This is a genomic window from Rhodanobacter sp. DHG33 (assembly GCF_014843005.1).
Classification (GTDB): Bacteria; Pseudomonadota; Gammaproteobacteria; order Xanthomonadales; family Rhodanobacteraceae; genus Rhodanobacter_A.
On record NZ_JACYXM010000004.1, the window covers coordinates 502063 to 528091 of the forward strand.

At 66.5% G+C, this 26029-nt stretch carries 21 protein-coding genes; all 21 read right to left on the reverse strand.

Annotated features, from left to right (window positions below):
* Positions 1-49: 49 nt before the first annotated feature.
* On the reverse strand, positions 50-424 hold the full coding sequence (locus IHE46_RS10170; protein ID WP_192164512.1) for a hypothetical protein: 375 nt from the start codon (positions 422-424) through the stop codon (positions 50-52).
* Positions 425-481: 57 nt separating this feature from the next.
* Positions 482-1867 (reverse strand): ATP-binding protein, encoded by a 1386-nt coding sequence (locus tag IHE46_RS10175; protein WP_192164513.1) that lies wholly within the window; start codon positions 1865-1867, stop codon positions 482-484.
* 10 nt (positions 1868-1877) lie between these two features.
* Positions 1878-2204, reverse strand: coding sequence for a hypothetical protein (locus tag IHE46_RS10180; protein ID WP_192164514.1), 327 nt, complete (start codon positions 2202-2204; stop codon positions 1878-1880).
* A gap of 131 nt (positions 2205-2335) precedes the next feature.
* Complete coding sequence (locus IHE46_RS10185) at positions 2336-3676, reverse strand: sigma-54 dependent transcriptional regulator (RefSeq protein ID WP_192164515.1); 1341 nt, start codon at positions 3674-3676, stop codon at positions 2336-2338.
* 88 nt (positions 3677-3764) lie between these two features.
* Positions 3765-4997, reverse strand: coding sequence for an FtsX-like permease family protein (locus tag IHE46_RS10190; RefSeq protein WP_192164516.1), 1233 nt, complete (start codon positions 4995-4997; stop codon positions 3765-3767).
* A gap of 10 nt (positions 4998-5007) precedes the next feature.
* Complete coding sequence (locus IHE46_RS10195; protein ID WP_192164517.1) at positions 5008-6351, reverse strand: ABC transporter permease; 1344 nt, start codon at positions 6349-6351, stop codon at positions 5008-5010.
* A 110-nt stretch (positions 6352-6461) separates the two neighbouring features.
* Positions 6462-7694 (reverse strand): FtsX-like permease family protein, encoded by a 1233-nt coding sequence (locus IHE46_RS10200; protein WP_192164518.1) that lies wholly within the window; start codon positions 7692-7694, stop codon positions 6462-6464.
* A 63-nt stretch (positions 7695-7757) separates the two neighbouring features.
* Positions 7758-9065 (reverse strand): ABC transporter permease, encoded by a 1308-nt coding sequence (locus tag IHE46_RS10205; protein WP_192164614.1) that lies wholly within the window; start codon positions 9063-9065, stop codon positions 7758-7760.
* Between the two features lie 82 nt (positions 9066-9147).
* Positions 9148-10308: an alpha/beta hydrolase gene (locus IHE46_RS10210; RefSeq protein ID WP_192164519.1), complete on the reverse strand. Its 1161-nt coding sequence runs from the start codon at positions 10306-10308 to the stop codon at positions 9148-9150.
* Between the two features lie 55 nt (positions 10309-10363).
* The gene (locus tag IHE46_RS10215; RefSeq protein WP_192164520.1) at positions 10364-11578 is read right to left on the reverse strand and encodes an FtsX-like permease family protein; all 1215 of its coding nucleotides are present in this window, start codon (positions 11576-11578) and stop codon (positions 10364-10366) included.
* 10 nt (positions 11579-11588) lie between these two features.
* Entirely contained in the window at positions 11589-12905 is a 1317-nt protein-coding gene (locus IHE46_RS10220) for an ABC transporter permease (RefSeq protein ID WP_192164521.1), read from the reverse strand.
* Positions 12906-12957: 52 nt separating this feature from the next.
* Complete coding sequence (locus tag IHE46_RS10225) at positions 12958-14187, reverse strand: FtsX-like permease family protein (RefSeq protein ID WP_192164522.1); 1230 nt, start codon at positions 14185-14187, stop codon at positions 12958-12960.
* Between the two features lie 10 nt (positions 14188-14197).
* The gene (locus tag IHE46_RS10230; RefSeq protein ID WP_192164523.1) at positions 14198-15505 is read right to left on the reverse strand and encodes an ABC transporter permease; all 1308 of its coding nucleotides are present in this window, start codon (positions 15503-15505) and stop codon (positions 14198-14200) included.
* Positions 15506-15556: 51 nt separating this feature from the next.
* Entirely contained in the window at positions 15557-16762 is a 1206-nt protein-coding gene (locus tag IHE46_RS10235; RefSeq protein WP_192164524.1) for an FtsX-like permease family protein, read from the reverse strand.
* A 10-nt stretch (positions 16763-16772) separates the two neighbouring features.
* Entirely contained in the window at positions 16773-18077 is a 1305-nt protein-coding gene (locus tag IHE46_RS10240; RefSeq protein ID WP_192164525.1) for an ABC transporter permease, read from the reverse strand.
* 51 nt (positions 18078-18128) lie between these two features.
* On the reverse strand, positions 18129-19361 hold the full coding sequence (locus IHE46_RS10245; protein ID WP_192164615.1) for an FtsX-like permease family protein: 1233 nt from the start codon (positions 19359-19361) through the stop codon (positions 18129-18131).
* Positions 19362-19371: 10 nt separating this feature from the next.
* Positions 19372-20679 carry an ABC transporter permease gene (locus IHE46_RS10250; protein WP_192164526.1) on the reverse strand — a complete coding sequence of 436 codons (1308 nt, stop codon included), beginning with the start codon at positions 20677-20679 and terminating at the stop codon, positions 19372-19374.
* A 47-nt stretch (positions 20680-20726) separates the two neighbouring features.
* Positions 20727-21926: an FtsX-like permease family protein gene (locus IHE46_RS10255; protein WP_192164527.1), complete on the reverse strand. Its 1200-nt coding sequence runs from the start codon at positions 21924-21926 to the stop codon at positions 20727-20729.
* A 13-nt stretch (positions 21927-21939) separates the two neighbouring features.
* Entirely contained in the window at positions 21940-23244 is a 1305-nt protein-coding gene (locus IHE46_RS10260; protein WP_192164528.1) for an ABC transporter permease, read from the reverse strand.
* 60 nt (positions 23245-23304) lie between these two features.
* Complete coding sequence (locus IHE46_RS10265) at positions 23305-24558, reverse strand: ABC transporter permease (RefSeq protein ID WP_192164529.1); 1254 nt, start codon at positions 24556-24558, stop codon at positions 23305-23307.
* Between the two features lie 10 nt (positions 24559-24568).
* Positions 24569-25894, reverse strand: coding sequence for an ABC transporter permease (locus tag IHE46_RS10270; protein WP_192164530.1), 1326 nt, complete (start codon positions 25892-25894; stop codon positions 24569-24571).
* Positions 25895-26029: the final 135 nt, after the last annotated feature.

A 26029-nucleotide genomic window follows, 5' to 3' on the forward strand; every position in this document is an offset into this window, starting at 1 on the left:
CACGAAGCGACGCGCCGCATGGCGGCGACGTCGCCGGGGCTCGGCGTCTTCAGGCGATGGGTGGGCGCAACAAGGAGCCGACGAGAGTCGGCAAACGGTCTGCGGCAGCGCTGGCGGCTTCCAGTCGCGCAGGTTGCGGCGAGAGTACGAGCGCCAAGCCGCGGCTGACCAGGGTCAGCGTGTGGGCACAAGCGCAATGGCAATCGCCGGCCTCGCCCAGCAGGCAACCGTCGTCGGTGTCGGCATCCGCCGTCAGGGCTGCCGCAACCGTCGGAGCCTGCGTCACGGCAAAGCGCTTGCCGGACGCGTCGCCCAGGCAAATGGAACTGGTCGCCAGCTTGATGAGCAGCACCGCACACACCATCAGCCACAGGCCGCGATGGTGGCGCAGGCGGATCAACAGTGGTCTGGCGGAGCGAGGCATCCGCCCATGCTAGGCAATACGACGCGTGTTAGACAATTGCATTTGCACGATGCGCGTTCACCGCGCGCCGTATTGCGGCAGCCGCAGACTCACGCTCAACCCGCCGCCTTCGCGGTTGGCGAGCAGCACGCGCCCACCGTGCGCCTCGGCGATTTCGCGTGTCAACGCAAGGCCGAGACCGGTACCGGAACGCTTGGTGGAATAGAACGGCAGCAGCGCCTGGGCCAGCACGGTCTCGCTCATGCCGGGACCGCGGTCGCCCACTTCGATGCGCAGCTCGTTGCCGACGTCGAGGATGCCGAGACTCACGTCGTCCTCCGCACTGCCCGATTCGTGCGCGTTCTTGATGAGGTTGATCAGCACCTGCTCGATCTGCACCGGATCGAAACGCGCCGGTTCCGCAGGGACGGACGTGGCGAGCTTGTAGTGGCAATGCAACGCCAGCGAGGCGAGGAAAGGTTCCCACTCCACCAGTTGCGGCTGCGGTGCAGGCAGCTTGGCGAAGCTGGCGTAGCCGGCAATGAAACCATGCAGGTGTTTGGCGCGCTCGCCGATGGTGGCGAACACGCCGGGCAGGCGTTCCAGATTGCCCCGACGCGCCAGCTCCGCGCCGGAATGCGCCAGCGAGGAGATCGGCGCCAGCGAATTGTTGAGCTCGTGGCTGATGACGCGGATCACCCGCTTCCATGTCGCCACTTCCTGGCGCGACAGTTCGCGCGTCATGCGCCGGAACAGGTGCAGCCGGTGCGGCCTGCCCTGCAGCCGGAACGCCCGCTGCGAAAGGTGGAAGGTCTCCTCGTTGCCGTCCAGCTCCACGCTCAGCAGCGCGTCCTCGCCGCTTTCCACGGCGCGCGACAAGGCTTCCGGCGCGGAGGTCAGCACCTCGGCGAAATCCAAGCCGTTGAGGCTCTTGCCGTCGTTGAACAGGTGGCGCGAAGCGATGTTGGAATACACCACGCGGCCGCTGACATCGGCGAGCACCAGCGCCACCGGCGTGTTCTGCACCACCGTCTCCAGCAGCAATTCACGCTGCACCAGGTGCTGGCGCTGATCGCGCAGCGTCTGGCCCAGGGCGTTGTGCATGCGGATCAGCTCGCCGAGCTCGTCGCTGCGTCGCGTGGCGATGGAGAAACTGAAGTCGCCGTCGCGATAGCTCGCCACCGCGCCTTCCAGCGCGCGCAGCATCCGGCTCAGCGGCGCCATCACCTGATAGGCCAGCCCCCACGCCAGCGGCAGCAGAACCAGCACGCTGACCACGAGGGCGCCATACACGCCCATCTGCGCCGGCGTGCGCAGCGACACCGACAGGTCTCTGTGCAGCAAGCCGATCAACTGCGGCAGCGGCCACTGGGTCAGGCCCACGTAGACCAGCGCGCCGGCCACCGCGGCCACCGCGAGCAGTATGGTCAGCCGGAATTGCAGCGAGCTCAGGTGGCGCCACATAGAAGCCTACTCAGTGACATGAGGGATCGCGCGGCGTCTGCGCGCAGACGACCGGCGGTTGGCCATCCATCCAGGCGTGCTGGGTGCCCATCACGGTCTGCTGGTCGTTGGCGCGCGGCGGCGGAGGTTCCGGCTCCCATGTCTTGCGCGGTTCCTTGAACTTGAACGGCGAGGGCGTGGCCGCGGCTTCGTTGCCGCGCGCGGCCTGGTTGTCTTGGGACGCATAGTGGGTTGCCGGCGCGACCGGAGCCCACTGGTCGGAAGCCGTCGTCGTCTGGGCCGATACCGCGAAGGCGAACAGGCAGAGCGGCAATGCAGCGAACAGTCGGATATGCATGACGTGCTCCAAGTGGCCTATCGGAATACAACCCGCCCGGCATGCGTCGTCCATACGTCGACCGGAACGGACATTCGCATGCACGCGCATCCCCACGTGCAGTTTCGTCGCAACCCACGGCGGCCACAAGCTCAGGCCGGCGCTATCAGCCCGTAACGCTCCATGCGACGGTACAGCGCCTGGCGCGACAGGCCCAGCGACTGCGCGGCGCGGCTCACCACGCCATCGGCCTGGTGCAGCGCACCCTCCACCGCTTCGCGGCTGGGCTCGTCGAGATTGCGCGCGGCAGCCGCCGCGAATTGCGGCAGGTTGAGCAGCTCCGGCGTGATCGGCTTGCCGCCGGCCAGCAGCGCGGCGCGTTCGATGGCGTTCTTCAGCTCGCGCACGTTGCCCGGCCACGGATAGGCCAGCAACGCGTCGCGCGCGGCGTCGCCCAGGGTGGCGCGGCCGGCGAGGAAGTGCTCGGCCAGCGGCAGCACGTCATCCACGCGCTCGGACAGCGGCGGCAGGCTCACCTCGATCACGTTGAGGCGGTAATAGAGATCCTCGCGGAACGTGCCGGCGCGGATCATCGCCTTGAGGTCGGCGTTGGTGGCGCTGAGCACGCGCACCTTCGCCTGCCGCGTGCGGCCGGAGCCGAGACGTTCGAACTGGCCGGTTTCCAACACGCGCAACAGCTTCATCTGGCCCGGCAGCGGCAGGTTGCCGATCTCGTCGAGGAACAGCGTGCCGCCGTCGGCCAGCTCGAAGCGGCCTTCGCGCGCCTTGTTCGCACCGGTGTACGCACCCGCGTCGGCGCCGAACAGTTCCGCCTCGATCAGCTCGCCCGGCAGCGCACCGCAGTTCACCGCCACGAAGGGGCCCTTCTTCACCAGCGAGTTCGCATGCACGATCGCCGCGATGCGCTCCTTGCCCGCGCCGTTCGGCCCGGTGATGAGGATGGGCACCTCGGCGCGCGCCACCTGGCAGGCCAGGTCCAGCGTGCGCGCCATCGCCTCGGAGGCGAACACCAGGCCGTCCAGCTCGTAGGTGTTCTGCAGCACTTCGCGGCGGCGGCGGCGCTCGCGGCGTGCGCGGCTCACCTCGCGCGTGGATTCGGACAGCTCCAGCAGGTTCTCCACCGTGGCCAGCAGCTTGTGGTCGTCCCACGGCTTGGCGAGGTAGTCGGCGGCGCCGGCCTTCACCAGCTCCACCGCGGTTTCCAGGTGGGTCCACGCAGTGAGCAGGATCACCGGCAAGTCGGGATGCCGCTCGCGGATCGCGCGGAACAGCTCCACACCCTCTTCGCCCGAGGTGGTGTCGGCGGTGAAGTTCATGTCCTGGATCACCACATCCACCCGTTCGCGCTCCAGCGCGGCCAGGCCCTCGGCCTGGTTCAGCGCCACCAGCGGGCGGATGTCATGCAGCGACAGCAGCAGCGACAGCGCCTCACCCACGGCGGGGTTGTCGTCGATGATCAGTACGGTACGCATCTTGTTCCTGCACATGTCCGCTTGGATGCGGCTCCGGACGAAAAGGTTGCCATGACTACCGACCTACGTACACGAAAAGTTGCACACGTCACACACTCCGCGTCGCCACCACCGGCGGCACCCGTGCCGCGCGCAGCGCGGGCGACAATACGGCGAGCTGGCCGAGCAGCAGCATCAGCAGCGCCCCCAGGGGCAGCCAGGTCCACGGCAGGCGCGGCAGTTCGTAATAGCGCATCAGCCACGCATTGCCGAAGTAGGCCAGGGTCATGCCCAGCACCACGCCGATGCCCACGATCAACGCATTCTCGGCGAGAAAGTAGCGCAGGATGTCGATGCGCCGCGCGCCCAGCGCCCGCCGGATGCCGATCTGCCGCGTGCGCTTCTGCACCCAGAAGCCCGTGAGGCCCATGATGCCGATCACGGTGACGATCACCACGGTCAGCGCCACGCCGGCGAACAGTTCCAGCGTGGCGCGGCGGCTTTTGAAGACCTTGTCGCGACGGGCGGCATAGGATTCCGCCTTGGGCTTCGAGCCCACCGGCAGCAGGGAGTCGAACTGGCTCTCGATGGCCTTGCGCACGCCACGGAGCGCCGCTTCGCGCATGGCGGGATCGACCCGCACCGCATAGGCCAGCCACGGCGACGTAGCCACGCGCTCCGGCGTGAGCACCGTATCGTCCGCGCGACCGTCCGTGGCCACGTTCATCCGGTTGCGCAGCAGGTGGCGCACCACACCCACCACGACGGACCCCGGCCCCTTCGTTTCCTCGGGGGAATGCAGCACCTGCCCCAGCGGCGAGGCATCGCCGAACAGCTGCCGCGCCAGCGACTGCGTGATGATGACCGGTTCCGGCACGCCCTTGCCCTGCTCGCTGTTGAGGTCGCGGTATTCGCCGGGCAGGAAGTTCCTGCCGCTCACCAGCTGCAGCCCCAAGGTATCGAGCAGGTCGTAACCCTCGTAGACATTCACGCCCACCGCGGCGCCGGTCGGCCCGCGGAACGCCCGCATGTTCACGAAGCTGACGACCATCGGCAGACCGAGCGCGGCGCTTGCCGCACGTACGCCCGGTACCGTCCGCAGGGCATCGGTGCCGGCCTGCACCTCCGCTGCCGTCCAGGCACGATCGGGCGCGTCCAGCCCGTCGACCAGGATCAGGTCATTCCCGTCCACGCCGCTGGGCGCCAGCATGGGCTCCATCTGCTGCCACGCGAGGAACAGCACGTTGCACAGGATGGCGCAGGCCAGGGCCACCTGCAGCAATACCAGCGAAGGCATCAGGCTGTTGCGGCGCAGGCTGGAAAAGAGAATCCGGATCGACATGGCTGGCTCCCTATTCGCCCTTGACCTGCAGGCCCGGCTCGACCCGCGACATCCGCCACGCAGGCAGCAGCCCCACCAGCACGCCTACGGCCAGCGCCAATGCGAACAACGAGCCGAACATCGCCGGATCGAGATGCGCCAGCCCGGCGAAGTCGCTGCTCTGCTGGCGCAGTATCCACAGGCCCAGCCATGTCAGCGGCAAGGCCAGCACACCGCCCACCAGGCATGCCAGGCCCGACTCCAGCACGTGCTGCAGGAACACCGCGCGCCGCGGCGCACCCAGCGCGCGGCGTACGCCGACATCGCCGCTGCGGCGCAGGAAACGCGCCGCCAGCAGCCCGGCCACGTTGACCATGCACAACAGCAGGAACGAGGCGGCCAGCCACACGTTCAGTCGCACGCTGTCGGGCACCACGTTGTTCTGCTTCATCCACTCGGCCACGCCGGTGAGCTCCGAGCGTGGCGGCTTGCCGAAGCTCCCCAGGTCTTTTTGCTGCTCCACGTAGTTCTGCAGGTAGGTGCGGTAGGCCGCCACCTGTTGCGGCGTATCGAGCTGCACCCACAGGCCCAGCACGGCGCAGTGCGCGGGATCGGGAGCATCGCCGAATTTGCCGTGACGGGCATCGTCACAGCCGTCCGTGGTGTAGGGTGCCAAGCCCGCGTCCAGCGCGGCGGCATAGGGCACATAGAGGTTTTCCCCGCCGTCGCTGCTGTAGTCGCCGCCGCTCAAGGCATAGAAATGCGGCTGCAGCACATAGGGCTGGATCACGCCCACCACGCGGAACAATGTCTTCTTCAGCCGCACGCTTTTCCCTACCGCGTTGGGCGTGCCGAACAGCTTCTGCGCCAGGTCGGTGTCGATCACCGCCACCGGTGCGCGGGCGGCATCCTCGGCCGGCGTCCAGTCACGTCCGTAGCGCAACGCCACGCCGAACATCGGGATGAAGTCCGAGGTGGTGGCCAAGACCATTTGCTGGTTCTGCGCATGCCGGCCGTCGTCCGACACCTCGTCCGCAACCACGTCGACCACCACCGACTGCTGCGCCGCGCGATGCGCCGCGAGCAAGGCCTGCGCATCCGCCAGCTTGATGGTGTGATAGTTGTTCGTCTTGAATCCGTTCATCGCCATGATGTCGGCGCCGGCATTCGACGGTTTCGCCAGCACGGTATCCACCCACGCCAGGTAGAGATTCTGGCTGCGTCCGGGCAGCGGATCGGCCGACAGCACATGCAGCAAGGTCAGCGTGGTCATGCATGCCGCCAGGCCCAGCGCCGCCGTCAGCACCACCAGCACGGTGCTTTTCGGAAAGCGCCGCAGGCCCAGCGCGGCCAGTTCGAAACTGTAGCGAAGCATGCCATCCCTCTCCGGTTTGCGACGCGCCGCCACCCAGGCGCCCGGCAAAGATATTACATGTGTAATCTAAAGTCTTCCCCAGCCTCCCATCGGGGATTCCGCAACGGAACTCACACGCTGCGCGTCGCCACCACTGGCGGCACCGCCGCCGCCCGCAACGCAGGCGACAACACCGAAAGCTGGCCCAGTGCCCACAGCACCAGCGCGCCGATCGGCAGATACCACAGCGGCAGGCGCGGCAGCTCGTAGTGCGTCATCAGCAGAAGATTCAGGCCGATGGCCAGTAGCACGCCCACCACCACGCCGGCGCCGACGATCAGGAAGTTCTCGGCCTGGAAATAGCGCAGGATGTCGCCACGCGTCGCGCCGATCGCGCGCCGGATGCCGATGGTGCGCGTACGCTGCTGCACCCAGAAATTCGCCAGCCCGGCAATGCCCAGTGCGGTGACGAACAGCAGGCCCAGCGCGGAGGCGACCAGCAGGCCGATCATGGTGGTGTCGCGCTGGAAATAGGCGGCGCGGATCTGTGCGTAGGTCTGCGTCGACTTCGGGTTGATGACGCGATTGGGGTTGGCCTTCAGCAGCGCATCCCGCGCCGCGGCCAGCACGCGCTGGCGATCCTGCGGTGCGCTGCGCAGCACGTAGGTGACGTAGGAATCGCCAGGCAGCTTCGGCCAGATCAAGCTGTCGCCGTCCACACCGGGCTGGCGCAGGTTGGGACGCAGCAACGTGTCGACGATGCCGACGACGCGTATGTAGTTGTCGCCGTCGTACATGCTCTGTCCCAGCGCCTGTTTGCCTGGATATAGATGCTGTGCCAGCGCACGGGTAACGATGGCAACGGCTGGTTTGCCCGTGCTCACGTACTCGTCCGGCTGGAAATCGCGCCCCTCGACCAGGCGTAGCCCCAGCGTGCCGAGCAGACCGGGTGTGCCGTCGTAATCGCTCGGTTGCACGCAACCGCTGCCTTCTATCGAATTGAGCTGTATCGCCCGATCCAGCGCCTGTTTGCTGGGGCAGATGCCGCTGGAATCCTCGCTCTGGTTCAACGGCAGCGAATAGCTCGTCGCCGCCGCGGACTTCACGCCGGGAATCGCGCGCAGCGCCGCCAGGTCGGCGGCGTGCCGCGCCTGCGCGTTCTCGCCCTTTTCGATGCCGACGCTCACGATCGCGGACAGCTCGTTCTCGGCAATGCCGGTGGGTACGCTGATGCGGTTGATGCGGTTGGCCACCATGAACACCACGTTGCAGACGATGGCGCAGGTGAAGGCCACCTGCAGGGTCAGCAGGACGGCCGTGAGCTTGTGGTGGCTCAGGGTGGAAAGGATGGGTCGGATCTGCATGGCTTTGCCTTCTCCAGTGACAGGAGCCGTCAACACCGGCTCCATCGCGCGCAGGGCGCGCTCCTACATGGTTTTCAACTGCAGCGCGGGCGCCACGCGGCATGCACGCCACGCAGGCAACAAGCCCGCCAGCACACTTGCAACGACGGCCAGCGCCAGGGTGCCTAACAACATCGCCCCGTCCATTTGCGCCAGATGCGCGTAGTCGTCCGGACGCTGGCGAATGCTCCACAGACCGAGTTGCGCAATCAGCACGCCCAGGGCGCCGCCGGCCATGCCGATCAAGGCGGACTCGATACCCAACTGCACGAAGATGTCGCGCTGCCGTGCACCCAACGCGCGGCGCACGCTGATCTCGCCGCCGCGCCGCAGGAACTTCGCCAGCAGCAGTGCCACGATGTTGAGCATGCACACGAACAGGAAACCGAGCGCCAGCCACAGCTGCAGGCGCACGTCGTTGGGCACCAGGTTCTGGTGTGCCAACCAACCCATCAAGGTATATAGCTTCGCGTTGGTGGGCGGGCGCTGGAAGCGGCCCAGCGCTTTCTGCTGCGCGGAGTAGTCCACGAGATATTGCCGATATGCCGACACCTGCGCGGACGTGTCCAATTGCATCCAGAACTGCAGCCAGCTCATGCTGCCGCTGTGCTTGCCCAAGGCTTCCTTGCTCCAGCTCGATTGATTGCCGTTGAGCTGGAGGTCCTTGTCCACCGCCACCGACAGCGGCAGGAAAAACAGATCCGCATCGCTGTAGTGCTTGGCAGTGGCGTCGGCGTAGAACATCGGCTTGGGCGCCCAATCGTCCACCACGCCGAGCACGCGGTAGTCGTTGTCGCCCAGTTGCACCATCCTGCCCACGGCATCCGCGCTGCCGAACAGCTTGCGCGCCAGCGACGCGGCCAACACCACCACGTGCGCGCTGGCCGCATCGTCCGTAGCGCGCCAGCCGCCGCCGCGCTGGAACGGCACGCCGAACATCGTGAAGAAATCCGCCGTGGTGTAGCGGCCATCCACATAAAACGGCTGCTGTCCGGGCTGCGCCGGATGCACCAGCAGGGTACCGCCCGCCATCGCCGCTTGCCGCGTGGCGCGATGCGACTGCAGCAGGGCCATCGCATCCGGCCAGGTGAGGTTGGCGCTGGCGTCGGGACTGTCGCCGCCCTGCTTGTGGTTCAGCGGCAACGGATCGAGATGCGGCGTGTACAGCTGTGCACTGCGTCCCGGCATCGGGTCGTCCGTCATCACGTGCAGCACCGTCAGCATGGTCATCGAGGCACCGATGCCCAGGCCGATCGCCAGCACCATCAGGCCGGTGAGGACGGGGGTGCGCTTGAGGCTGCGCCATGCCATGTCGAGGTAATAGCCGAACATCTTCTTCTCCATGTACGTGTGTACTGCGGCCTTCCGAGGCAGCTGTCCGCGATGCCTAGGCGTCGCGAGGCCTCTCCAAGGGTCAGTGGTCACGCTCCGTTTCGGCGGGCGCCGCATCGCCCGCCTTCTGCGCATACGGCAGCACGTCGTCCACCAGATGCACCAGGAAGCGGCCAGGCTGCTCCAGCATGATCATGTGCGCCGAATCGGCGAACACCACCAGCCGCTTGGACGGCGCCTGCAGTTTGTCGAACCACTGCTCGGCCAACGTGTGCGAGGTGGTGTTGTCGTGCGCGCCGACGAACATCACCACGGGGCAACCGAACTGGGTGGTGTGGTCGAGATCGACCGACAGCAGCGGCTTGAGCAGGTGCTTCAGCGAGAAGACGCTGCCTTTGCCGATGGCGCTGACGTCGCTTGCGCTGTAGTCGGGCGACAGGTCCCAGGTATCCGCCGCGAACTGGTAATCCTGGCGTCCCCAGGCGAGGCCGCCGTAGTACATCTCCCATTTGTCGCGCACGCTGATCTGGTCGAGCGTGATGTCCTTCGGACCCGGATAGGGTGCGATCGATTCCAGCTCGCGCACGGCAGCGGCATTGCCGTGCGCCTTGGCTTCGCGCATGGCGAAGGCGTAACCGTCCTCTTCGTTCCGGCGCATGTTCACGACCTGGCCCACGCTGATATAGGCGTAGAACCAGTCCGGGTGGCGCTGCGCCAGTTCCACGCCCAGCACGCTGCCCCAGGAGTGCCCCATCACGAAGATCTTCTGTTTGTGGAAGCGCTGGCGCAGGTAGTCCACGACCTGGGCCGCATCGTCGGTCATGCCCTCGATGCTCATGCCCGGCGCCATCTGCGCTTCGGTATTGGCGGCATAGGTCTTGCCTGCGCCGCGCTGATCCCACTCGACCACGGTGAAGTAGTCCTGCCACGGCGACTCGAACGTCCAGGCCTGCGGCATGTCCGGCGATGCCGGACCGCCGTGCAGCACCAGCAGGATGGGATTGCGGAGATCGCGGCCGCGTATCGTCAGCCACTGGTCGACGCCGCCGATGCGTCCCTTGAGCTGTTCCTGGATGCCGTTCGGCGAAACGATCTTCTGGTTGGCGGCGATGACGCCGGTGACCTGGTCACGCGTCATCCAGTGCGCGGCATCCTGCTGCGCCGGGACCGCGCCTACGACGCCTGCCGTCGCGAACGTGGCCGCAGCCAACAGGGCGCCGATTGCCCGCCGAATCTTCTTCATGCATCACTCCATCAAGGTCAACGATTGGCGGCGGGTTCCCGCGCACCTCTGAAAATCACACGGATCGCGTCGCCACCACCGGGGACACCGCCGCCGCGCGCAATGCCGGGCCGAGCACCGCCAGCTGGCCCAGCACCCATAGCGAGAGCGCGCCTATCGGCAGGTAGTACAGCGGCAGGTGCGGCAGCTCGTAGAACTTCATGAGCACGGCGTTGAGCAGGTAGGCCAGCAACATGCCGAAGGCGATGCCGAAGGTGACGATCAGGAAGTTCTCGGCCTGGAAATAACGCAGGATGTCGCCGCGCGTCGCCCCGATCGCACGACGTATGCCGATCTGCTTGCGCCGCTGCGCCACCCAGAAGCTGGCCAGGCCCACGATGCCCAGCGCGGTGACGCCCAGCAGCGCGGCGATCACGCCCAGCAGCATGCCGGCCATCACGCGATCGTTGCGGAAATAGCGCTCGCGCAGGTCGCTGACCGTGCGGCTACCCTCGTGGTCGAGCACCACGTCCGGAGCGATCTGCGCGATCGCCGTCTCGGCATCGCGCAGCACGTGCGGCAGATCCGCCGGATCGGCGCGCAACAGATAGGTGCCGGCCAGGTTGTGCCCGGGCAGCGTCGGTACGAACACCGACCACTCGATCGTGCCTGTGCCGCCCTCGCCCGCGGCAGGCCGCGCCATGTGCGCCACCACGCCCATCACGCGGAAGTGGAAGCCGCCGCACCAGAACTCCTTGCCCAGCGGATCCTCACCAGGCCACAGGTGCTCGGCCAGCGTGCGGCTCACCACCACCTGCGCGTCGCTGGGCACGAACGTGGCCATCGACTGGAAGTCGTCGGTCTGCGGTGCGCGTCCCGCCACCAGCTTCAGGCCCAGCGCCTCGAAACTGCCGGGGCCGCCGGTGTAGAAAGTCACCACGCCGCCGAAGCGCTTGCCCGCCTGGTCCAGCGTGACGCCGCCGTTGGTACCTTGCTCATTGAACGGAACGGCGTTTATCACGCTCACCGATTGCATGCCGGGAATCGCGCGCAGCCCGGCGGTCACGCGGGCATTGAGGTCGCCGGGCTGTGCCTGGTCGAAGCCGCCCAGCGTGAGCACGGCCAGCGCCTTCTCGTCCACGCCGCTGTTCACCCGGGTCAGCTGCAGGCGATTGGCGATCATGAAGCAGGCATTGCACAGCACCGCGCAAGCCAACGCGATTTCCATCGCGATCAGCAGGGTGGCCAGGCGATGCTTGCGCAGTGCGGCGAGGATCAGTTTGGTCTGCATGTCGTCGCCCTCACAGCGTCTTCAATTGCAATGCCGGCGCGATGCGACTGGCCCGCAGCGCCGGCAATGCGCCCGCGAGCAGGCTCACCACTACCGCCAGCGCGAAGGTGGACAGGAACATCGCGACGTCCAGGTGGGCAAGGTCGGCGTACTCCACCGGCTGCCGACGGATCAGCCACAGGCCCAGCATGGTGAGCAGCCAGCCGCCGATGCCGCCGAGCACGCCGATCAGCCCGGCCTCGACCAGGCATTGCGCAAACACCGCGCTGCGCGTTGCGCCCAGCGCCCGCCGCACGCCGATTTCGCCGGCACGGCGAAGGAACTTCGCCAGCAACAGACCCACCGTGTTGAACAGGCAGATGGCGAGGAAGGCGAACGCCAGCCACATCTGCAGGCGCACGTCGCTGGGCACCACGCGGTTGAAATCCAGCCACTGCATCAGGCCCATCAGGCGCGAGTCGTCGGCATGCACGAAACGGCCGAGCGATTTCTGCTGCGCGACGTAACTGGCGAGAAAGCTGGTGTAGTCGCTGGCTTTGGTCGCGCTGTCCAGCTCCACCCAGAGCGCCACCCACACGCAGGGCGAGGTCTGCTGGTGCTTGCCGTCGTCATCCCCCCAGCAGGTGAACATCTCGAAGCTGTTGGGGTTGATGTCCTGCCCGGCGCCGAACGGCAGGTACACGTCTTCCGGCTTGCCATAGAAATTGGCGGTGTCGCCGTTCGAGAAGCGGCCGCCGGCCACGTCGTAGAACACCGGCGACGGTCGCCACGGCGCCAGCACGCCCACGATGCGCACGTCGCTGTCCTTGAGCTGCAACGTGCGGCCCACGCTGTTGGCGCCGCCGAACAGCTTGCGGTTGAGATCGTCGGAAATCACCACCACGCGCGTATTCCGCGCATCGTCGTCGGCGCTCCAGCCGCTGCCGTACTGGAACGGCACGTTGAACATCGGAAAGAAATCGCTGGTGGTCGCCAGCGTCTTCGCCATCAGCGGCGGCTGGTTCGTCTCCGGCGAACGCAGTTTCAGCGTGGCGTGCGCGACAAGCGCTTGGCGGTCGGCGCGATGTGCGCTCCACAGATCGACCGCCGAACGGTAGTCCATCACATCGAACGGCTGCTTCTGCGACGGGCTGGACGAAGGGTCCACCTGCGGATAGAACAGGTGCTGGCTGCGCCCCGGCAGCGGATCGCCCGAGAGCAGGTGCATCACCGTCAGCGTGGTCATGGACGCGCCGATACCCACGGCGATGGCCAGCACCATCAGCACGGTGAGCACCTTGTTGCGCTTGAGGCTGCGCAAGGCCAGGTCTAGGTAATAGCCGAACATTTCCGTCTCTCCTCATTGCATTCCCTTCGCCCGCTGGCGGAAGAAGGGGAACTCACGCGCTCCGCGTCGCCACCACCGGCGGCACGTTCGCGGCGCGCAGCGCGGGGCCGAGCACGGCCAGCTGGCCCAGCCCCCACAGCGCGACCGCGCTGACCGGCAGGTAGTACCAAGGCATCCGCGTGATTTCGTAGTGCTGCATCAGGTACAGGTTGATGCCGTAGGCCATCGCCACGCCGAGTACCACGCCGGCGCCGCTGAGCAGGAAGTTCTCGGTCTGAAAGTACTGCATGATGTGGCCGCGACTGGCGCCCACCGCGCGACGGATGCCGATCTGCTGGCGCCGCTGCCCCACCCAGAAGCTGGTGAGGCCGACGATGCCGAACGCGGTTACCGCGAGCATCACGACGCAGACCAGCACCAGCATCCACGCCATGCTGCGCATGTCGGCGAAGTACTGGTCGCGCATGTCCGAGTAGATCGCGCTCTTGGTCACGCCGTTGGGATTCAGCTCGATGAGCTTCTGTTCCGCCGCGCGCATCACGCGGTCGCGGTCGCCCGGGGCGCTGCGCAGCACATAGCGCCGAAGATTGCCCTTGGAACCCTCCGCACTCATCGGATAGAACGCGCTGAAGTAGTTGCTCGCTTCGCCCTGACCGTCGATGTTCGGCCGCAGCACGTCGGCGATCACGCCGACCACGGTGTAGTAATGCGACGTGGTGTAGTAGGTCTTGCCCAGCGCCGACTGCCCGGGCCACATGCGCTCCGCGATGCTGTGCGTCACCAGGGTCACGTGCGTCTCCGGCAGCGGCGCGCTGCCGAACGAGCTGTCCGCGTAGTCGTCGGCGTTGAAGAAGCGCCCTTCCAGCAGGCGCAGGCCCAACGCCTTGTCGGCACCTTCGCCGAGGAAGAACAGCGAGAAATTGACCGTCTTCTTGTTGAAGACCGACACATCCGGCGAGGTGCCGAAGCTCCATCCCCAGTTGTTGTGGCTGAGCGGCAAAGTGCTGACCGCCCCTGCCGCCTGCACGCCGGGAATGCCGCGCAGCGCCGCGAGGTTGCGCGGAATATCGCTGCCGGCGGTTTTCTCGTCGGTGCCGCTCAGCCCGACCGTACTCAGGCTGTGCTCGTCGATGGCATTGGGCAGGCGGATGGCGCTCACGCGCTGGCCGATCATGAACACGGCATTGCACAGCACGGCGCACGTCAGCGCGATCTCCAGCACGATGAGCACGGTCGGGATGCGGTGCTTGCGCAGGCTGGCGAGTATCGGACGGATTTCCATGGGTATCTCCTCAGCTGGCCTTGAGTTGCGGTGCCGGCGCCACCGCGCAGGCGCGCCATGCGGGCAGCAGCCCGGCGATCAGGCTGGCCACCAGCGCCACCACGAAGGTGAACACGAACATCGACAGATCCAGGTGCGCGAGACTGGCGTATTCGGCAGGCTGGTGGCGTATCCCAAACAGGCCCAGCTCGGCGAAACCGAGGCCGAGCAGGCCGCCGACCAGGCCGACGATGCCGGCCTCGACCATGAACTGGCCGAAGATCGCGCCGCGCGTAGCGCCCAGCGCGCGGCGCACGCCGATCTCGCGCGAGCGGCGCAGGCACTTGGCCAGCAGCAGGCCCACCGTGTTCAGTACGCAGATCAGCAGGAAGCCGTACGCCAGGCCGGCCTGCAGCCGCACGTCGTCGGGCACCACCTGCTGGTCGCGCAGCCAGCCCATCAGATCCAGCAGCGCGGTCTCGTCGCGGCTGAAGCGGCCCTGCGCCACCTGCTGCCGCGCATAGTTGGCGAGAAACGTGCGGTAGTCGGCTACGGCGGCCTGGTCCGGCAGCTCCACCCACACGCCCAGCCACATGCACGGCGCGGCCGCGAGGTTGTTCACATCGGTGACCGAGTCGTAGCACTCGATGTCCTGCGGCCCCATCTTCAGGTCCATCGCAGTCTTCAGCGGCAGGAACATCGCATCGCCGTCGCCGCCGTAGTCATGGCCGCCCAGGTCCAGCGCATAGAAGCGCGGCTGCGGCGACCACGGCTTGAGCACGCCGACGATGCGGAAGTCGTGGTCGTTCATGCGTATCGTCTTGCCCACGCTGTTGGCGCCGCCGAACAGCTTCTGGTTGAGGAAGCTCGCGATCACGATCACCTGGGAGCCGCCCTCGTCGTCCGCCGCCGTCCAGCCGCTGCCGTACTCGAACGGCGCACCGAACAGGCCGAAGAAATCCGCCGTCGTCTGCACTCCGTCGCTGTAGAAGGGCCGCTCGTTGGCCCGCTGCGGCGCGATCTTGCCCGAGGTCAGCGCCACCGCCGCCTGCCGCTTCGCGCGGTGCGCGTGCAGCAGGAACATCGCATCGACGTAGGTCATCGTCGACGGCGGCTCGGTCTGGCCGGCGATATAGCCTTCCTTGGCGTTGGGGTCGACCTGCGCATAGAACAGCTGACTGCTCTTCTGCGGCAGCGGATCGCCCGAAAGCAGTCGCAGCACGGTGGTGGTGGTGATGCAGGCGCCGATGCCGAGCGCCAGCGACAGCACCATCAACGTGGTGAGTACCTTGTGGCGCTTCAGGCTGCGCAGGGCCAGGTCCATGTAATAGCCGAACATGTGCGTTTCTCCTCACTGCATCCCAGCCTCCGCATGCGGAGGCAAATCGATTCACACGCTTCGCGTCGCCACCACGGGCGGCACGTTCGAGGCACGCAACGCCGGAGCCAGCACGGAGAGCTGGCCCAGCACCCACATGGCGACCGCACTGACCGGCAGGTAGTACCAGGGCATGCGCGCGATCTCGTAGCTCTGCATCAGGTACAGGTTGATGCCGAAGGCCAGCACCATGCCCAGCACCACACCGGCCGTGCCGAGCAGGAAGTTCTCGGTCTGGAAGTACTGCAGGATGTGACTGCGGGTAGCCCCCACCGCGCGGCGGATGCCGATCTGCCGACGCCGCTGGCCCACCCAGAAACTGGTGAGCCCGACGATGCCGAACGCGGTCACCGCCAGCATCACCACGCACACCAGCAGCAGCATCCACACCATGCTGCGGGCATCGGCGAAATAGTCGCCGCGCATGCCGGCATAGGTCGCGCCATCCACCACCGCACCGACTTCCAGCCGGCCCAGCGCTCGCCGCGCCTCGCGCAGGACGCGCGCGCGATCCTGCGGCGCGCTGCGCAGCACGTAGTCGCCCATCACCCCGTCCGGATGCAGCGGGAAGAACACGCTGGAATAGCGGCCGCCCGGCCCGCTGAAGTTCGGGTCCTGCGCCAGCACGTCGGCGATCACGCCGACCACCGTCCAACTATTGCCGTTGGTGTACAGCGTCTTGCCCAACGCGTCCTGCCCCGGCCACAACCGCTGCGCATCGCGCTGCGTGACCAGCATGACGTGGCCGGTGGAATTGAAATCCTTGAAGCCGCTGTCCGCATATTCGTCGGCGTTGAAGAAACGGCCTTCCAGCAGGCGCAGGCCCAACGCCTGTTCGCCGCCGCTGCCTAGGAAATAGATCGAAGTGTTCACCGTGGTCTTGCCGTCCGGCGTCGTCGTGAAACTCGACAACGCGGGATTCCGGTCCAGCGGCATGCTGGTCGCGGCGGCCGCCGCGGTTACCCCGGCGATGCCGCGCAAGGCGGCGAGGTCGCGCGGGATGTCGCTGGCGGCGAGCTTGGGGTCGGCGCCGTTCACGCTGACCACCGAGATGCCTTGCTCGTCGATCGCGTTCGGCCAGCCGATGTCGTCCAGGCGCTGGCCGATCATGAACACCGCATTGCACAGCACGGCGCAGGCCAGCGCGATTTCCAGCACGATCAGCATGGCCGGGATGCGGTGCTTGCGCAGGCTGGCGAGTATCGGACGGATTTCCATACGCGACTCCTCAAGCCGCCTTGAGTTGCGGGGCCGGCGCCACCGCGCAGGCGCGCCACGCGGGCAGCAGGCCGGCGATCAGGCTGGCCGCCAACGCCACCACGAAGGTGAACAGGAACATCGACAGATCCAGGTGCGCGAGGCCGGCATACTGCGCCGGCTGGTGGCGGATGCCCCACAGCCCCAACTCGGCAAAGACCAGCCCCAGCACGCCACCGACCATGCCCACGATGGCGGCCTCGACCATGAACTGGACGAAGATGGCCGCGCGCGAAGCACCCAACGCACGGCGCACGCCGATCTCGCGCGAGCGGCGCAGACATTTCGCCAGCAGCAGGCCCACGGTGTTCACCACGCAGATCAACAGGAAGCCAAACGCCAGGCCGGCCTGCAGGCGGGCATCGTCCGGTACCACATGCTCGCCGCGCAGCCATTCCATCAGCGCGGGCATCGCCGTACGCGATTTCTGGAAGCGCCCCAGCGCCACTTGCTGCTGCGCATAGTTGGCGAGGAACCGCCGGTAGGTTGAAACCGCAGCGGCATCGGGCAGCTCCAACCACACGCCCAGCCAGATCGCAGGCGAAGTCTCCAGGTGGTCCATGCCGGAACCGGGGCCGTAGGACATCATCGCGCTGGGCGTGATGCCGTCGGCACGCGCGCTCTGCAGGGGCACGAACACTCCCTGGCCCTTGCCGTAACTGTGCCCTCCCAGATGCAGCGCGTAGAAGCGCGGCTGCGGCGCCCAAGGCCGGAGCACGCCGACGATGCGGAAATCGTGGCCCTCGATGCGGATCATGTGGCCCACGCTGTCGGCACCGCCGAACAGCTGGTCGTTGAGGAAACCGGCGATCACCGCGACCTGCGCGCGAGCGTCGTCGTCGCCCGCGCTCCAACCCGCGCCGTACTGGAACGGCGCATCGAACATCGGAAAGAAATCCGCCGTCGTCATCACGCCGTCCGCATAGAACGGGTTGCCATCCGCCGTCTGCGGCATCACCTTCACCTGCGACAGCGCCACCGCAGCCTGCCGCTGCGCCCTGCGCGCGCGCAGCAGGTTCATCGCGTCGACGTAGCTCAGCAGCCACGGCATCTTGCCGCTGCGCGAGAAAGGCTGATTTGCGGGATAGGGGTCCATCTGCGGGTAAAACAGTTGCGCGCTCTTCTGCGGCAGCGGATCGCCGGACAGCAGCCGCAGCACGGCCAGCGTGGTGATCGTCGCACCGATGCCCAGCGCAAGCGCCACCACCATCAAGGTGGTGAGCACCTTGTTGCGCGCAAGGCTGCGCAATGCCAGGTCAAGGTAGTAGCCGAACATCACACGCCTCCATCACCGATTTCCTCTCTCCCGACGGGCAAAAGGGAAAGTTCAAGCCGACCGCGTCGCCACCACCGGCGGCACGTTCGCGGCCCGCATCGCCGGGCCGAGCACGGCAAGCTGGCCGATGACCCACAGCACCGCGGCACCTACCGGAAAATAGATGCCGGGCAGCCGCGGCAATTCGTAATGCACCATCAGGAACAGGTTGATGCCGTAGGCCAGCACCATGCCGAACGCGATGCCGAAGCTGGCGAGCAGGAAGTTCTCGGCCTGGAAATAGCGCAGGATGTCGCCCCGCGTCGCGCCCAGTGCACGGCGCACGCCGATGGTGCGCCGGCGCTGCCCCACCCAGAAGCTGGCCAGGCCCACGATGCCCAGCGCGGTCACCGTGAGCAGCGCCGCGATCACGCCGACCAGGATGCCGGCCATCGCGCGGTCGTTGGCGAAGAACTCGTGGCGCGCGTCGTCGTAAGTGCGCTTCACCAGCACAACGCGATTGGGATCGAGTTGCTTGAGCTTGGCCACGGCGGACTGAAGCACGGTTGCGCGATCCTGCGGCGCCGTGCGGATGACGTAACTGGAACCGTCGGCCACCGTCATGCGTATGGGCCACACGGTGCTGTACTCCGGCCCCTGGTTCAGGTCGTTCGGCCGCCCCAAGTCGGCCACTACGCCAATGACTCGGAACGGCAGGCCCTTGCCGACGTAGATCGTCTGGCCTAGCGCTTCCTGACCGGGCCACAATCGCTGGGCCAGCGCCTGGGTGACGATGATGGTCGAAGGCAGGTTCTTCAGGTCGCCGTTGTGCAGGTCGGCGATGATGGTGCCGAAATCGGCATATTCGCCATGCTGGAAGTCGCGCCCTTCCAGCAGCCGAACTCCCAGCGTGGATAGCGCGCCTTCGCCGTAGTACGTGGTGGCTTCTAGCGTGTCCTGCTGCTGTTGCGGGCTTAGCCGGATGCCGCTGTTCGACGCCCCGCCGTCACTGAAGGGCAGCTGGTTGATCACCGCCACCTGCTTCACGCCGGGAATCAGCCGCAATGCGGCCAGATCGGTCTGCGACTGCGCCATGGCCTCCGTGCTCTTGCCGATGCGGCCCAATTGGATCTGCACCAACTCGTGCTCGGCGACGCCGCTGGGAAGATCCATGCGTTGCAGGCGTTGGCCGATCAGGAACACCGCGTTGCAGACGATGGCGCAGGTCAGGGCGATTTCCAGGACCAGCAGCCACGCCGTGGTCTTGTGCCGCCGCAGAGTGGAGAAGATGGGCCGCAATTCGATCATGGCGTCCTCAGTTGCTCTTCAATTGCAGGGCCGGCGTCACCTGGCAGGCGCGCCATGCAGGCAACAGGCCGGCCAGGAGACTCGCGCCCAACGCCAGCAGGAAGGTGATTAGCAGCATCACGGGATCGAGATGCGCCAGCGGCGCGTATTCCGCCGGTTGCCGCCGCACCAGCCACAGGCCGATGAGCGCGAGCAGCAGCCCGCCCATGCCGCCGACCAATCCGACCACGCCGGACTCCACCAGCAGTTGCGCGAACAACGCACTACGCGAGGCGCCCAGCGCACGACGCACGCCAAGCTCGCCGGCGCGGCGCAGGAACTTCGCCAGCATCAGGCCCACGGTGTTCACCAGGCACACCAGCAGGAAGCCGAAGGCCAGCCCGGTCTGCAGACGCACGTCGTCGGGCACCACCATGTTGTAGTCCAGCCACTGCATCACGTTGCGCAGCTGCACGTTCGGCGGCCGGCCGAAACGACCCAGCGCCTTCTGCTGCGCGGAGTAGTTGACGAGGAATTCCTTGTAGGCAGCAGCCTTGGACGGGCTGTCCAGCTGCACCCAGAACTGCAGCCACACGCAGGGCGAGTTGTGATCGGGCGTATTTCCGCCGCCGCCGTTGCCCCAACAATTGACGCTGCCGTCATGGATCATGCCCAGATCCTGCGAAGTGGACAGCGGCACGAACACGCCTTCATTCTCGTTGTAGCTCTTGCGGTTGAGATCGTAGAAGTGCGGGTTGGGGTTCCAGTCGCCGATCACCCCGACGACGCGGAAGGCCTCGCCGTCCAGCCGCAGCGTCTTGCCGGTGCTGTCGCCGCCGCCGAAGACCTTGTCGTTGAACTGGCTGCTGATGACGGCGACCCGCGCATGCGCATCGTCCTCCGCGTCGCCCCAGCCGTGGCCGTACTCGAACGGCACGCCGAACATCGGAAAGAAGCCGGACGTGGTGTAGCGCGCAGTCTGGTAGAACGGGTCGAGCGTGCTGTTGTCCGGTTGCACCGCCACGCTGCCGCCGGTCATCAGCGCCTGTTGGTCCGCGCGCTTCGCCTGCAGCAGGTTCATGCCGTCGATCCAGGTCATCTGGTCCATCGGATCCGTCTTGCCCGGCAGGTAGCCCTGGCTCTCGCGCGGATCGATCTGCGGGTAGTACAGCGACCCGCTGCGACCCGGCAGCGGGTCGCCGGACAGCACGTGCAGCACGGTGAGCGTCGTCATCGACGCACCGATGCCCAGCGCGATCGCCAGCACCATCAGCGCGGTGAGCGCCTTGTTGCGCTTGAGGCTGCGCAGTGCCAGGTCGAAGTAGTAGCCGAACACCGTACATCTCCTCCGTCGCCCTCTTCCGCCCGCGGAGAGGGAAAGATTCACACGCTGCGTGTAGCCACTACCGGCGGCACATGCGATGCGCGCAGCGCAGGGCCAAGAACAGCCAGTTGCCCGAGCAACCACAACGCCAACGCGCCCACGGGAAAATAGGCAAGCGGCAGGCGCGGCAACTCGTAATGCGACATCAGCGCCAGGTTGATCGTGTACGCCAACACCATGCCGAGCCCGATGCCGCCGCTGACGATCAGGAAGTTCTCGGTCTGGAAGTAGCGCAGGATGTCGCCCCGCGTGGCACCGATGGCGCGGCGAATGCCGATCTGCCTGCGCCGCTGCGCCACCCAGAAACTGGCGAGGCCGCCGATGCCCAGCGCGGTGACGATCAGCAGCGCGGTACATACCGTCGCCAGCAGCCAGGCCATCGCGCGATCGCTGGCGAAGTAGTTTCCGCGCAGGCCGGGATAGGTGCCCTTGTCGTTGATCAGCATCTGCGGATTGAGCGCTGCCAGTTTCGCGGCCGCATCGCGCAGCACGCGATCGAGCGCCGACGGATCGGCACGCAACACATACAGCGACGACAGCTCGGCGCTCGGCCTGGCCGCGAAAAGCGCCGTGTACTCGGAAGCGTTGCCGCGCAATTCGCCGCGCACCATGTGGTCGACCACGCCGATCACCTGATAGCGCTTCGTACCGATCCAGAACGCTTGCCCCAACGCGGACTGGCCCGGCCACAGACGCTCGGCCACGGCCCGCGTGACGATCATCGAGGGCGAGTGCGGCAACCACGTATCCACGCCGGCGTAGTCGTCGGCACTGAAATCGTGCCCCTCCACCAGCTTGATCCCCAGCGCGTGCAGGTAGCCCGGCGAGCCGACCATCAATTCCATGTTCGGCCCCCGGTGCTTGCCGTCGGCATCCATGGACGGATTGAAATTCATGTCGTCGTTCGACAGCGGCAGCGAAGCCACCACCACCGCCGACTTCACGCCGGGAATGCCGCGCAGCGCGGCCAGGTTGCTTTCGGTCACCGGAGTCGCATCGGCGCCGGACACGCCATCGGTCTTCAGCCACACCAGCTCGCTTTCGGCGAGACCGGTGTGCACCTGCATCTCGCTCAACCGCTGGCGGATCATGAACACCGCGTTGCACAGGATCGCGCAGGCCACGGCGATCTCCAGCATCAACAGGCCGGCTGCCAGCTTGTGCCGGCGCAGCGAGGAAAGGATGGGCAGCAATTCCATGGTGACTGGCGCCTCAATGGCTCTTGAGTTGCAGGGCGGGCGGGATCTGGCAGGCGCGCCACGCGGGCAGCAGCCCGGCCACCAGGCTGGCGGCGATGGACAGCGCGAAGGTGACCAGGAACATGCGCAGGTCGAGATGCGCCAGCGCGGCATAATCCGTGGGGGAACGCCGCACGGCCCACAATCCCGTGAGAGCCAGCAGGAGGCCGAGCATGCCGCCGGCCACGCCGACCAGCGCCGCTTCGGTCAGCATCTGGGCGAACACTGCGCGGCGCGAGGCACCCAATGCGCGACGCACGCCGATCTCTCCCGAACGTCGCAGAAACTTCGCCAGCAACAAACCCACCGTATTGATCAGGCATACCAGCAAAAAGCCGAACGCCACCCAGGTCTGCAGGCGTACGTCGCTGGGCACCACCTGGAGGTAACCCAGCCAATCCATCAAGTCATGCAGTCCGGTGAGCGGCTTGCCATTGAACTGGAAACGGCCCAGCGCCTTCTGCTGCTCGGAATAGCTCACGAGATAGTCGCGATACGCCGACACCTTGGCGGGCGTGTCCAGTTCCACCCAGTACTGCAGCCACAGGCAGGGTTGGTTTTCCAGATGCACCTGATCGGTGAGCTGCTCCCAGCAGTCCAGCGCATTGCCTTCGATGCCGAGGTCGGCGAGATCGCGCGAGGTCGAGAACGGGATGAACACGCTGTCGCCCGACGCGAAGGCGCCATGGCCGTAGAGGTCGTAGTAGCGCGGCTGCGGCTGCCAATGCTGTAGCACGCCGACGATGCGGAAATCCCACTTGTCCAGGCGGATGTTGCGGCCGATGCTGTTGCCGCCGCCGAACAGCTTGTCGTTGAGCTCCTGCGAAATCACCGCCACGCGGGCGCGGTTGCCGTCCTCGGTCGGCGTCCATCCCGCGCCGTAACGGAACGGCACATCGAACATCGGGAAGAAATCGGTGGTGGTGGCAACGGTGGATAGCGACATCGGCCGCGCGCCGGCCTGCGGCCCGAACACCTTGATGTTGTTGCTCACCACGATGGCCTGCCGGTCGGCGCGATGCTCGCGCAGCAGGTTGGTGGCGTCGGTATAGGTAAAGCCGATTTCCGGTTCGGTCTTCGAGCGGGTGTCCGGCATGACCTGCGGATAGAACAGCTGCGCGCTCTTGCCCGGTATCGGATCACCCGACAGCAGGTGCAGCACCGTCAGCGTGGTGATGCACGCACCGATGCCCAGTCCGATGGCCAGCACCATCAACGACGTGAGGATCGGTGTGCGCTTCAGGCTGCGCCATGCCAGATCGAGGTAATAACCGAACACGCTGCATATCTCCCCAGTTGCCCCTCTCCCACCCGCGGGAGAGGGGAGCACAGCGAAAACTCAGGCCGCCCGCGTCGCCACCACCGGCGGCACGTTGGAGGCGCGGCGCGCGGGGCTGAACACCGCGCCCTGGCCCAGCAGCAGCACCACCACCACGCCGGCCAGTACGTAGAGCACGGGCATGCGGTCCATCTCGTAGTGCTGCATCAGCAGCAGGTTGAGGCCGATGGCCAATGCCACGCCGACCACTGCGCCGATACCGGCGATCAGCAGGTTCTCCATCTGGAAGTAGTGCAGGATGTCCACCTTGCGCGCGCCCAGTGCGCGGCGCACACCGATCTGGCGATGCCGCTGACCGACCCAGAAGCTGGTGAGGCCCACGATGCCCGCCGCGGTGACGCCGAGCAGGATCAGGCAGATCACGCCCATCAGCGCGGCCATGCCGACATCGGCGCGATAGGCATCGCTGCGTATGTCGGCGAACGATTTGACGCTGTCATCATCGAGCACACGCAGAGGATTGACCTTGTACAGCAAGGGCGTGGTGGTCTTCATCGCCGCCAGCAAGCGACCCGGTTTGGCACGCACGGCATAGCTCGAGAAATTGCCGTTGAGGCGCACCGGCTCGATCGTCGCGTTCCAGGCGAAGGTGCCGGCCCAGCTGCCCGTCGACGGCACCTGCAGGCGTTCGACCACGCCGATGATGGTGGTAGGCGTGCCGCTGCCGTCGAGGTAGACGATCTTGCCCACCGCATCGCCCTTCGGGAAGAGCTTGTCGGCCAGCGCCTTGGTCACGATCACCACCGCGGGCTCGCTGGTGTTGCGGAAACCCTTGTTGGTGACGTCGCCCGCATTGAAGTCGCGTCCGGCGACCAGGTGCAGGCCCAGCGTGCGCACGAAATTCTCATCGCCGAAGTAGTAGGTGGTCCGCGCATTCCCGTCGAGCAGCTTGGCGTCCGCCGCGAGCGACATCGCGCCATTTGAGCTCTGGTTTAGCAGCGGCAGCGAGTTCGTCGGCGTCACCGAAGCCACGTCCGGCATCGCACGCAGCGCGGCGAGATCCTCGCGCTGCATGGCGTCCATTTTCTGGATGCTGTCCGCATCGTCGCCGGTGGGCGCACCCACCCATTGCTGGGTAACGAGGTACAGGTTCTGCTCGTCGAGGCCGGTGGGGCGGTTCACGCGCTGGACGCGCTGCCCGATGATGAAGACCGCGTTGCAGACGATCGCCAGCGTCAGCGCGATCTGCAGTGCGATCAATACCACGCCCGCCTTGTGCCTGCGCAGCGCCGCGATCATGGGATGCAGTTTCATGGCGCTCTCCTCAATTGCTCTTCAGCTGCCACGCGGGTTGCACGCGCGAGGCCCGCCAGGTGGGATACAGACCGGCCAGCACGGTGGCGATCACCGCCACCAGCAGGGTCATGGCCAACAGCGACACGTCCAACTTCGCCAGCGCGGCGATGTCCTTCGGCAGCACCCATCCCACGCAGGCCACGCCCGCGCCGGTCAGTAGCAGACCGAGCACGCCTCCCGCCGCGCCGACCATGCCCGCCTCGGTGAGGAACTGCGCGTACACCGCGCCGCGCGGCGCGCCCAATGCACGACGCACACCGATCTCGCCGCTTCGACGCAGGAACTTCGCCAGCAGCAGACCCGCCGTGTTGACCAGGCAGACGATCAGCAGCCCCAGCGCCACCAGCAGCGATACCTTGGTGTCGTCCGGCACCACGTGTTGGGAGTTCAGCCACGCGGGCAGGTCGCGCAACTCGTATTTGGGCGGCCAGTTGAAGCGGCCAGCCTGTTGCTGCTGGCGCATGTAGCCATCGAGGTAATTCTTGTAGCTGTCGACATCGGCGGAGCTGTCCAACTCCACCATGTAGGAGATCCACACGCATGACGACTGCTGCAGGCCGACGAAGCCGGAGCCCTTGGGGATCTCGTTGCAGTTGGTGTTGCCATCGTTGGGCATGCCCACGTCGATGGCGGTATTGAACGGCAGGAACACGTCCTCGGCGCCATCGCCGACGAAACCGCCGGTGTTCACCACGTCGTAGTAGCGCGGCTGCGGGTTCCAGCGGTCGAGCACGCCGGCCACCCGGTAATCCTTGCCCTCGATGTTGACGCTCTTGCCCACGCTGTTTATGTCGCCGAACAGCTTCTGGTTGAGCTTGTCGCTGAGCACCACCACGTGGGAACGGTTGGTGTCGTCCTGCGCGCTCCAGCCGCTGCCGTACTTGAACGGCGCCTCCACCATCGGGAAGAACTCGCTGAACACGGCGTGGCCGGTGACGTTGATCGGATGCTTGGCGGCATCCGCCGGCACCACCGACGGCGATACCTGGTACATCGCCGACTGCAGCTTGCCGCGATGGTCGCGCATCAGCGCCACCGCGTCGGTGTAGTCGAACGCGTCGGAAATGTCGGTGTAGCCACCCTTCTTACGGCTGTCCGGCCCCCAGATGTCGAGCTGGGGCACGAACAGTCTGGACGACTTCCACGGGATCGGATCGCCCGACACGGCGCGGAACACCGACCATGTGGTCATCGAGGCAGCCACGCCGAAGCCAATGGCGAGCACCATCAGCAGGGTGAGGCCGGGACTGCGCTTTAGGCTGCGCAGGGCGAGGTCTAGGTAGTAGGCGAACATCTTTCGTCTCTCCTTGGTTGTCTCCCTTTGTTGGACAAAGGAAGATGTTTGCTTTCCCCCGCCCTGCCGGCAGAGAGATCGGGAGAGGGTCCTCGCATCCGTAAAGCCAGACCCCCAACCCGATCCACGCCTCCA